8 protein-coding genes are annotated in these 11,713 nt (G+C 40.2%); 3 read left to right on the plus strand and 5 right to left on the minus strand.

Annotated features, from left to right (window positions below; translation table 11 throughout):
- Positions 1-139: 139 nt before the first annotated feature.
- The 3 genes from HYG79_RS13990 to HYG79_RS14000 all read right to left on the minus strand — a co-directional run bounded on the left by HYG79_RS13990 (position 140) and on the right by HYG79_RS14000 (position 6,670).
- Complete coding sequence (locus HYG79_RS13990; protein WP_228027875.1) at positions 140-3,115, minus strand: fasciclin domain-containing protein; 2,976 nt, start codon at positions 3,113-3,115, stop codon at positions 140-142.
- Positions 3,116-3,473: 358 nt separating this feature from the next.
- Entirely contained in the window at positions 3,474-4,451 is a 978-nt protein-coding gene (locus HYG79_RS13995; protein ID WP_179242691.1) for a fasciclin domain-containing protein, read from the minus strand.
- A gap of 290 nt (positions 4,452-4,741) precedes the next feature.
- The gene (locus HYG79_RS14000; RefSeq protein WP_179242692.1) at positions 4,742-6,670 is read right to left on the minus strand and encodes a fasciclin domain-containing protein; all 1,929 of its coding nucleotides are present in this window, start codon (positions 6,668-6,670) and stop codon (positions 4,742-4,744) included.
- 328 nt (positions 6,671-6,998) lie between these two features.
- On the opposite strand from HYG79_RS14000, the gene mnmA reads away from it, so the two are divergent.
- The 3 genes from mnmA (at position 6,999) to HYG79_RS14015 (ending at position 10,173) form a co-directional block, all read left to right on the plus strand.
- A complete protein-coding gene (gene mnmA, locus HYG79_RS14005) occupies positions 6,999-8,189 on the plus strand; it encodes a tRNA 2-thiouridine(34) synthase MnmA (protein ID WP_179242693.1) in 1,191 nt (396 codons plus the stop codon).
- A 91-nt stretch (positions 8,190-8,280) separates the two neighbouring features.
- Positions 8,281-9,222, plus strand: coding sequence for an NAD(P)H-dependent flavin oxidoreductase (locus HYG79_RS14010; RefSeq protein ID WP_179242694.1), 942 nt, complete (start codon positions 8,281-8,283; stop codon positions 9,220-9,222).
- A 30-nt stretch (positions 9,223-9,252) separates the two neighbouring features.
- Positions 9,253-10,173 carry a 3-keto-disaccharide hydrolase gene (locus HYG79_RS14015; RefSeq protein WP_179242695.1) on the plus strand — a complete coding sequence of 307 codons (921 nt, stop codon included), beginning with the start codon at positions 9,253-9,255 and terminating at the stop codon, positions 10,171-10,173.
- Here HYG79_RS14015 and HYG79_RS14020 read toward each other — a convergent pair.
- A complete protein-coding gene (locus tag HYG79_RS14020; protein ID WP_317168453.1) occupies positions 10,166-11,074 on the minus strand; it encodes an RluA family pseudouridine synthase in 909 nt (302 codons plus the stop codon). The genes HYG79_RS14015 and HYG79_RS14020 overlap by 8 nt on opposite strands.
- Before the next feature lie 42 nt (positions 11,075-11,116).
- On the minus strand, positions 11,117-11,713 hold the full coding sequence (locus HYG79_RS14025) for a hypothetical protein (protein WP_179242696.1): 597 nt from the start codon (positions 11,711-11,713) through the stop codon (positions 11,117-11,119).

Below are 11,713 nucleotides of genomic sequence, written 5' to 3' on the forward strand. Positions count from 1 at the left end.
GTTGTAAAGCGATGATTTTTGTATGCTAAAGAACGGTAGATCGATGTTTGTAATTTCGGTAGGTTTTGAACCATAAAAAAACTCCTTGGTTATCCAAGGAGTTTTCTAACTCAACTATCAATACGTTACAACTGATTTCTTAGTGAGTAGGGGGATTTAAAATATCCAATACTTCTTGCGGAAGTACCACTTTATCAATAATGTGAACGATACCGTTACTAGCCTCGTTATCGGCACCGATTATTCTGGCCCTAACATTGGTTTTATCCCTTAGTTTAATAGGATGGCCCGGAATAGCTTCCAATGATTCCCCTTGTACGGTAACCAATTCTTGATGACTGGTAAAATCACCGGAAGCAATGGCGCTACCGGAAACCACATGATAGGTCAATACTTTTGCCAATAGGGCTTTTTCTTCGGCAGTATCAAAATCGGCCAAACTGTTATAATCGTTGCCCAAAGTATTCAACAAATCGGCAAACGCTGCATTGGTTGGGGCAAATACGGTAAAAGGCCCATCTCCGCTCAAGACCTCTACCAATCCGGCATCGGCTTGGATTAAGGCATCAACTAAAAGACTTAGGTCATCAACCGACTGTGCCAACTCTACGATATTTGGTGCCGGTGGATTTAAAATATCCAATACCTCTTGAGGCAACAATACTTTGTTTACGATGTGTACTACACCATTACTGGCTTCATTGTCCGCTCCAGTTACAGTGGCATTGGTATCCGTAGCATCTTCTATATGAACTGTTCCATTTTTAATGTTGATACCAACACTTTCACCCTGTACGGTAGGGATTTGCTGCCCGTTGGATAAATCTCCGGCAAATGCAGCCGTTCCTGAGACTACATGATAGGTCAATACCTTGGCCAATAGTGCTTTTTCCTCTGGCGTGTCAAAGTCCGCAAGACTATGATACTCGTTTCCGAGTGCATCCAACAAATCGGCAAACGCTGCATTGGTTGGGGCAAAGACGGTAAAAGGTCCGTCTCCACTTAACACATCAACCAATCCGGCATCAGCTTGTATGAGTGCATTTACCAATAAACTTAAATCATCGACCGATTGCGCCAATTCTACGATATTGGGAAGTGCTGGTGTCAGGGCATCCAATACGGCCTGCGGCAATAAAACTTTATCTATTACATGAACTACACCGTTGCTGGCTTCAACATCCGGTATAACCACAGTAGCGTTCTTTTCCGTAGCATCTTCTACATGAACGGTTCCGTTTTTGATATTGATACCTACTTTTTCACCTTGTACAGTGGGGATTTGCTGACCATTGGACAAATCTCCGGAGAAGGCCGCTGTACCTGAAACCACATGATAGGTCAACACCTGTACCAATAAATCCTTCTCTTCTTGGGTATCAAAATCAGCCAAGCTATTGTAGTCATCGCCCAAATCATTCAATAAAGCGACAAAAGCAGCGTTGGTGGGTGCAAAAACGGTAAAAGGTCCATCTCCGCTTAATGTGTCTACTAGACCTGCATTCGCCTGTTGTAATGCCTGTACCAACAGACTTAAATCATCAGTTTCAACAGCAATTTCAACAATAGTTTTCAAATTGAGTGTATTCACAAAATCAACTGCAACTTGTGGTAACAATACCTTGTCTATGATGTGTACGACACCATTACTGGCTCTAACATCGGCCGTTTCAACTTCTGCAGGTGTTTCAGTAGCATCTTTTATGAACACACCACCGTCTAAGCTTACGGTTATTTTACCTCCTTGAACTGTTGGAATCTCCTGACCGTTTGATAAGTCGGATGAAAAAGCAGCGGTACCGGATACAACGTGGTACGTTAAAATGGCTACCAATAAATCTTTTTCCTCTTGCGTGTCAAAATCCGAAAGTTCATTGTAATCATCTCCCAATGCGTCTAGTAAAGCTGCAAACGCTGCGTTTGTAGGCGCAAATACCGTAAAAGGCCCTTCACCGCTCAATGTGTCTACCAAGCCAGCATTGGCCTGCTGTAAAGCACCTACCAATAGGCTCAAATCATCTGTTTCGACAGCAATTTCTACAATGGTCTTTAAGTTGAGTGTAGCAACAAAATCCAACGCTGCTTGAGGTAACAATACTTTGTCTATGGTGTGTGCAACACCATTTGTGGCAATAATATCCGTACCTGTAATATTTGCATCTACATCGGAGGCATCACCAATTACAAAAGTATCTCCCGAAGCGATTACTTCAATACTGTTATCGGCAAAAGCTGTAGGTACACTACCTTCTGCCAAGTCAGCAGCAAGAATTTTGGAAGGTATGACATGATATAAAAGGATATTCTTCAGTAATGCGATTTCTTCATCGGTATCAAAATCGTCAAGGCTGTTATAACTGTCACCCAATGTATTTAGTAATGCCACAAAGGCATCATTTGTTGGGGCAAAAACGGTGAAAGGTCCATCTCCGCTTAATGTATCGACCAAACCGGCTTTGATTACCGCTTCTTCCAAAAGTGAAAGTGGCTCTGTGGCTACAACGATTTCTACCAAGTTCATATCACCTGAGCCATTGATTGCCATAATTACAGCTTGTGGTAGCATTACTTTGTCGATTACATGTACAATACCATTACTAGCTTCAATATCTGGTCTAACAACGGTAGCGTTTACATCGGTAGCATCATCAATAAAAACACCGCCATCTAGGTTTATCTTTAATTTTTCTCCTTGCACAGTGGTCAATTCTTGTCCATTTTCCAAGTCATCAGCTTTGGCACCTACGCCGGCGACCACATGATATTTGAGAATTGTAGCCAAAATTGCCTTATCCTCTTCAGTTTTAAAATCCTCTAAACTTGAGTAGGCTTCCAAATCGCCCAATAAGGCGGTAAAAGCATCGTTTGTTGGCGCAAAAACGGTAAAAGGCCCATCACCCGAAAGAGTATTAACCAAGTCATTGGCATCACTTTCGTCCGCTTTAATCAAAGCTGCGACCAAGCTGTTCAATAGGTCTTCATTTTGAGCGGTTTGAACAATGTTGGATGAATTTTCCTGTTTTTGATCTTGAGTTTCTTCCTTCTCGCAGGAGAGCGTGAACAAAGCGAAAAGAGCAAATAGTGTCATGCTCTTTAACCGGAGTAATTTTTTCATAAGGGTGTTTTTAAGTTAAAAAATTGTTTAATAAAATTATTTAAAGTGAAAACAAAACTTCTATCGTCGATAATTGTAAAATATTTAACTATAGTTCTTTTTTGTTCTACAAAAGACATTTATATAGCCTTTAATATTTTAAAATGTTCAACAATTATGATTTTATGTTTAACACTCTTATGAGATATTATAATTTTGAAAGGGTTGCTTTTGTTTATTTTTATTTAATAAAAATTTAACAAAATAGGTACAATATCATAGTTTGTATAAAATTGAAGTGTTGTTTTGAAACAAAATTGTAATAAAAACGGGAACCCAACTATGGGTTCCCGTTTTTGAAATAATAATGGAAAATCTGTTAGTTATCCGTATTGGGTATCAAAACCTTGTTCACGGCGTGAATGATGCCATTTGAGCCTTGAATATTTGCAATGACAACTTGGGTGCCCGTATTGCCCGCCCCATCCGTTATGGATACGCTGGAGCCAGAAATATTAAAGCTTAATGTATCTCCTTCCAACGTGGTAGGAGATTCAAGACCGTCTGTTATTGCGGTGGAGTTTATATTGTTTTCTGCTATAACATGGTGTTGTAGTACTGCAGTGAGGGCATCCCCAGTAGGTATTTCGGTCAGCATATCAAAGGCCGTATCCACGGGCGCAAATATGGTAAATGGTGCTGGTGCTTCGTTTGCTGTGCTCAAAGTGGTAGTAAAATCAGGTTGATCAGCTGCCGTCAAGGCATCTTCCAATTCACTGAAATTATCATCCCATGAAATAAAATCTACAACATTGGCAATAGGAATTACGGCATCAACAACATGGATAATACCATTCGCGGCCCTTATATCGGAACCACCGCTTACAACATCAGAGGTTTCGTTGAACTCTATTCCGTCAGAAGTGTCAAAATATAGGCTCACTTTAGAATCTGCAGTAGGGCCGTCGGCATTTATAGTGGCATATCCACTTTGAGCGGTAAGCAGTGTTCTCGCATCTATGGTACCGATAATCACATGATTTAGCAGCACTTGCCTCAACATATCTACCGGGACTTCTTCTAAAGAGCTATAATTATTTTCTGTCAAAAATGTCGCAAATGCTTCATCGTTAGGTGCTAAAACCGTGAACGGACCATCGCCTTCTAGAGTGCTGACTAAATCTGCCCTTTGTAAAGCGGCCACCAAATTTTCTAAATCATCATTTACCGATGCTATTTCGACAATATTCTCATCCGGAATCGAAGGTCCGTCGTCATCGTTGTCGCAAGAGATTGTTATTAAACTTGTGATAATGGCAAAAGCAAAAATGCTTTTCAATTTGAGGAAATTTTTCATAATGATCATTTTAATATTTGTATTCTGTACTATGTAGAATGCTAGAAAGATGTTTAATATTGCCCTGGTTGCGTTTTTAAGTCAAACTTTATGAAAATTTTAATATCGACAAAATGATGTATTTCATCGATGAAATACTTATTTAATTGGATGTTTGTATATTGATTCAGAGGAGTACGAATACTGATTTTTTAAATCTGCAATCATTTTACTCATATTACCAAGAGTTTTTTAACAGAAAAAGCCACTGTCCTAAAACAGTGGCTTTGCTTAAAAAATTAAAATGTACTTTAATTACTATTATTTGTGGTATTTGGAATCATTACTTTATTCAAGACGTGAATAACACCGTTTGTAGCTTGTACATCAACAGCGGTGATGCCAATATCATTATTGCCCGATCCATCCTGAACATCTGCGATGTTATCGCCTGTTCCTGGCAGTGTAATCGTGATTTCGTCGTTTTCAAGAGTAGTTGCTACTGTATCTCCGTCTGGTGTTAGCGCAGTTGAACGCACATTTGCCCCACCCACTACATGGTGTAACAAAACTTGTGTAAGTGTGGGTTCTGCCGGTATGGCATCTAATGCTGCAAAAGCACTATTTGTTGGGGCAAATACCGTGAAACTTGGATTAATGCCATCTTCGTTTTCTCCTTCGGTACGCGCGAGTATGCTTGCAAAATCCGTAGCGGGGGTCAATGTGGTTAGAGCGTTGACCAAAGTCGTGAACTGTGGATTTGCTATAGCATGGTTTACTACATTTGGAAGTCCAATGACACCATTTACCACATGTACTACACCGTTACTCGCCTTTATGTCGGCAGTGGCCACTGTAGCTCCGGAATTAGCTCTACCACCATTTAGTACAACCCCATCCGCAGTATTGATAAACATGCTCAAAGCTGTTTCTTCTGGCCCAGAAGTAGATAATGTGGAAACGTAACCGGTAGTTAAATCTGTGGAGAAATTTGCACCACTCACCACATGGTTCAATAAAACGTTTGTAAGAACATCAACAGGTACATCGCCCAAAGTTGCAAAGTCATTAGCTTCCAAGAAAGCCTTAAATGCAGCATCGGTAGGGGCAAAAACTGTAAACGGGCCATCACCTCTTAAAACAGTAGGAAGTTCTCCGTTAGCTGCAACTAATGCTGCTACTAAGTTGCTAAGAGCTGGTGTTGCAATCGCAATATCGGTAATTGAACTCAACAAAACACCTTCCAAGGCATCAACTGCTTCTTGTGGCAATAAAACCTTATCAATGGCGTGAACAATTGCATTGCTAGCTACGATGTCTGCAACAGCAACGTTAGCCGGTTGCTCAATATCCGCATCCAAAAACGAAACTACACCACCTTCAATCCTTACCGTTAAGTCTTCACCCTGCAGCGTAGTAATTACCTGTTCGTTCGTTAAATCCGCAGAAGCCTCAGCATCACCGCTAACTACGTGATATTGAAGAATGGTTGCCAATAGTGTCTGTAATTGTTCAGTATTAAAATCGTCAAAGGAATCAAAACCGTCTAACCTTCCCAATAATTCTGCAAAAGCGTCATCGGTTGGTGCTAAAATCGTAAAAGGCCCATCCCCGGAAAGTGTGGTGACAAAATCGTTATTTGGAGTGGCAGTAGTCAAAGCAGTAGCTAATGAGCTTAAATTCGGGTTTGTAGTAACAAAAGTTACCGGTGTTGTTGGCAAACCGATAACGGCATCTATAATATGTATTGTACCATTGGTACCTTTTCGGTTTGGTGCCGTAACCGTAGATCCGTTAACTTTTACACCGTCTGAGGTATCTATTGAAAGGCTCAAATTCAATCCACCCGCACCTGTTGCCAATGTGGACAAGTCAAAGCCTGTTGATAGATCACCAGAACCTAAATCACCACTTACCACATGATTGAGAAGAACTTGCGTCAATACATCATCGGGAACAGCTTCAAGAGAAGCGAAACCATTGGCAGATAAAAACTGTGCAAACGCCTCATCGTTGGGTGCAAAAATCGTAAACGGCCCAGCACCTTGTAAAGTTCCCACCAAATCAACTTTTTCAAGCGCGGCAACCAAATTACTCAATTCTGCCGTGTTGGACGCAATACCCACCACATCGAGTGCAGGCTGTGGAGTTGGATCGTTGTCATCATCACTACAGGATACAAAAGCTATTACTAATGCTGAAATGACCAAGAAACTTTTAAATCGTAAATACTTACTCATAATTATGGTTTTTAAATGATTTATTGTTTAATATAATGTTACAAAGTTGAAACAAAAAATAATATTTTGTTTAACATTAACATAGATTTAGTAAACTTTATAGTAAAAGATTTAAACAAATTCTATGTTAAAGTATTAATATAGAATAGATAAGTAGTTTTCGAAAGGTTGCTTTGTTTTGTTTTTTTTAATAATAGTTTAACATAAAGAAATCGATACAGTCATTTTTGAATTTTAATGGGTCAATAAACAATTTACTAGTAATAGAAACATTCATTAAAAACAATCGATTTAAATATTTCGTAATTTTGCATTCTGTAAAATAGATATGAAAAAAGTAGTCGTTGGTCTTTCTGGTGGAGTTGATTCCAGTGTTGCAGCCTATCTTTTAAAAGAAGCAGGCTATGATGTTATAGGCTTGTTCATGAAGAACTGGCATGATACATCGGTTACGATTTCTAACGAATGTGAATGGGTCGAGGACAGTAACGATGCATTATTGGTTGCTGAAAAATTGGGGATTCCGTTTCAAACGGTAGATTTGAGTACGGAATATAAAGAACGCATCGTTGATTACATGTTCGCAGAATATGAAAAGGGGCGTACTCCCAATCCCGATGTGCTTTGCAATAGGGAAATAAAGTTTGATGTTTTCCTGAAAATCGCCCTGCAACTTGGGGCCGATTATGTGGCTACCGGACACTACTGTAGAAAGGGAATATTAAAAAATAACGATGGTACGGAAACCTATCAATTGCTCGCTGGAGTTGACGATAACAAAGACCAATCTTATTTTTTGTGTCAATTGTCCCAGGAACAACTATCCAAAACGTTGTTTCCCGTAGGGGAGTTGCTGAAGCCAAAAGTTCGTGAAATCGCAACAGAAATGGATTTGATCACCGCAGATAAAAAGGATTCTCAAGGCCTTTGCTTCATTGGTAAAGTACGGTTGCCCGATTTTCTCCAACAAAAACTGAAACCAAAGAAGGGAGTTATTGTTGAAGTGCCATCCGACGTTCATCAGTACACAAAATCCGCACCTGTGTTCAAGGACACGGTTTCTGAATTGAAGTATTATTCTACCAAACCCACTTACAATGTTTCCGACGGTAAAATTGTTGGAGAGCATCAAGGCGCACATTTTTTCACAAAAGGCCAAAGAAAGGGCCTTCAAGTTGGTGGTACCAAAGAGCCTTTATTTGTAATCGAGACCGATGTTGAAGAAAATGTTATTTATACTGGACAGGGAAAATTGCATCCGGGATTATATCGCAGGGCACTTTTCATATCAGATGATGAATTGCATTGGGTACGGCCAGATTTAAGGTTGCAATCCGACGATACTCTTAAGGTCTTGGTACGTATCAGATATCGTCAACCCCTACAAGAGGCCACTTTATATAAAATCGATGGCGGAATGTATATCGATTTTGAGCAAAAACAATCTGCTATAACAGAGGGCCAGTTTGCGGCTTGGTACATAGGTGATGAGCTTATCGGTTCCGGGGTTATTTCATAACATACATGATTTGAAAAAAATTGGTTTCAATGGTTTGTATATCCTTCCACAGATCAAAAAAACTGTATTTTAGATTGTAAACACGGGCACTATGGAAAACAGAGTTACGAAACTCTTTAAAATTGCTTACCCAATCGTGCAGGGTGGTATGGTGTGGGCCAGTGGTTGGCGTTTGGCATCCGCTGTTTCCAATGCCGGGGGACTGGGGCTTATTGGGGCGGGATCAATGTATCCCGAGGTACTTCGGGAACATATTCAAAAGTGTAAAAGGGTAACCGATAAACCTTTTGGGGTCAATATTCCCATGCTGTATCCAGAAATAGATAAGTTAATGGAAATCGTTGTAGCATCAGGTGTAAAAATTGTTTTTACCTCGGCAGGTAATCCTAAAACTTGGACAGCCTACCTAAAAGAAAATGGATTGACCGTTGTTCATGTGGTCAGTAGTTTAAAATTCGCTTTAAAAGCGCAAGATGCCGGTGTTGACGCCATCGTTGCTGAAGGTTTTGAAGCTGGCGGGCACAATGGTAGGGACGAAACTACAACATTGGCTTTGATACCCATGGTAAAGGAAAAAATAGATATACCTTTGATAGCTGCCGGTGGCATCGCTACCGGTAACGCCATGCTGGCGGTCATGGTTCTTGGTGCCGACGGCGTACAAGTGGGCAGTAGGTTCGTTGCTACCCCTGAAGCTTCATCACATGATTTGTTCAAACAAAAAGTTGTGCAGGCCGGAGAAGGGGAAACCCAACTTACATTAAAAGAGCTTGCACCGGTTCGGCTTCTAAAGAATAAATTTTATGATGCCGTTCAACAGGCATATGACAATGGTGCCGATAAAGAGCAATTGAAAAAGTTGTTAGGGCGTGCCAGGGCCAAACGGGGCATGTTCGAAGGTGATATGGACGAGGGGGAATTGGAAATCGGACAGGTTTCTGCGTTGATCCATGATATTAAACCCGCTGCAAAAGTCGTTGAGGATATGATGAACGAGTTTAAAAAGGCGAAAAATGATGTTGCCCGATTTTGAACACTTAACAATATTAAAAAAACAAGACAAATGAATAGGTTTACCATAACATTTTTAAGCATATTATTTTCGTTTAACGCCCAAGCACAAGAAAAAAATCCCTTAGAGGGTAGGTGGAACCTCACGATACAACAAGAAGGCAGGCAAATACCCTCTTGGCTTGAGATATCCCACTCCGGTCATGCTACCTTGGTCGGTAGATTTGTGTATGAATTCGGGAGCGCTAGGCCCATATCGGAAATAAAACGTTCAGGGGACACTTTCACTTTTACGATTCCGAGACAATGGGAACCTGAAGGGGTTGATATGCAATTTACCGGAAAACTGAAAGAGAATGTGCTAAACGGTACAATGATGTATACTGATGGGAATACATATGACTGGACCGCAGTACCCGCCCCAAAACTGGAACATACCACGTCACCCGAATGGGGAAAGACCAAATCGCTTTTTAACGGTAAAAATCTCGATGGCTGGAAAGCTACCGGTAAGAATCAATGGGAGGTTGTTTCCGGAACACTAACGAGTCCTAAACCAGGTTCTAATTTGGTATCTGAAGAAACGTTTACAGATTTTAAACTTCATGTGGAGTTTAAATATCCAGAAGGTAGCAATAGCGGCATTTATCTAAGGGGGCGTTACGAAGTGCAAATAGCGGACAATGTAGGTCTTGAACCTTCCTCGATTTATTTTGGAGGTATCTACGGGTTTTTAACACCCAACCAAATGATGGCCAAACCGGCAGGGGAATGGCAAACCTACGATATAACTTTAATTGGGAGACGGGTAACCATAGTGGCCAATGGCAATACTATTATATGCGAACAAAATATTCCCGGTATGACCGGTGGCGCATTGGATAATGATGAAGCAGCTGCCGGCCCAATTATGCTGCAGGGAGACCATGGCCCCATTACCTTTAGAAAAATTGAGATTACGCCCGTTAAATAGTATTAAAAATCTTTTTGAACTTTATGGGAAGCTCTTTTTTGATTTTTACATTCTCTTTTGAGAATGGGTGTGTAAATTCTACTGAAAAGGCATGCAAGTAAAGACCTTTTCCTTTTAATATTAAGCCTGCTTTGCCATAATCCGCATCTCCTAAAATAGGATTTCCGATATGGGCCATGTGTTTTCTTAGTTGATGTCTTCTTCCTGTTTTTGGGGATAATTTGACCAAGTTTAAAAGACCAAACCTATCAGAAAGCACACTTTTTATGATTTTAAAATGTGATAAGGCTTCTTTACCGTCAATGGGTACATTTATGAACCCTTCTTTTTTCATCTCCCCAATGGCAACGGCGTAATATGTTTTGTCGATTTCTTTCTTTTCAAAAAGCCGATTCAGTTCCAAAATACCGGAACGGGTTTTCCCTACCAATAAAACACCAGTGGTAGGATAGTCCAGCCGATGAACCGGGCGGGGTTTTGTGGCATCGGTCATTAGGCTATGGGCAATATTCTGTTCCAAGGCGTTGCCTACAGTCTTGAAACTGTTACCACTTACCAGTAAGCCTGCTGGCTTATGAATGGCCGCAAGATATTCGTCCTCGAACAAAACTTCCAACTTTTTTTGGAACACCCTGCCGGTTTTGGCTTTTGTATCCTCATGTAACGTGATGGTTTCTGAGCCTTTGATGGGAGTTGCCGTAGAAGCCAGCTTACCATCAACAAAAACCAAATGCTTTTTAATAGCTTTTTTTAAGGCCGATTTTGTAACAATACCCGTAAAAATACCAATGGCATACTCTTGTAACCGTATCGTCTTCCTTTGTTTTGGTACTATATGGTTCTGTATAGGAATCTTGAATGTATTTTTAGATTTGACATAAGTCTTTTTAATGATATGCAAAAAAGGTCTTCCCGATGAATATCAAGGTGATGAAAAATTATACTATCCATCAGTTTTCCCCGTAAACACATTCACTTTAGGATTTATGGGGTTGCCCGAAGCTCTTCTATTAGCGACTACCTGGCCTACATGGTAGATAGCATCTGATAATTGACCGTTTATGAAGTTCCAAAAAGGAAAACTGGTTTGTTTGCGCTCTCTTTCAAAAACAACCATTAACTCATTAATTTCATCATTGTGTTTTCCATAAAAAAGATGGGCGGCTTCTTGTAGATTCACCAAAGTTTTCTCACGTAAATCATTAAATGAAAGCTCGGCAATTTCGTAAGGTCTAATGTTGGGCTTGTTTTTGGAAACGTTCAATATAGATTCGGATAATCCAAAGATATGTATCAGAGTCTTCTTAGTGGAACGAGAGTCTGCCGACACCTTAAAATCAAGGTCTTTCTCCGTAAGCCCTTCTGTTGCCCAATAATAACGATAGCCCAAACCTTCAATAAATCTAGCGATTACATTACCGGTGTTATATTCTTCTTGGGCTTTTGGGATTTCAGCGAAGGGTAGCTTCATATTGTCCTGTTCTTGGGCTTTGGTATAAAAAGTTGTAATTAATATAAATAGAAAACTTAGTTTTTTCAT

It is taken from the genome of Costertonia aggregata, from assembly GCF_013402795.1.
Classification (GTDB): domain Bacteria; phylum Bacteroidota; class Bacteroidia; order Flavobacteriales; family Flavobacteriaceae; genus Costertonia; species Costertonia aggregata.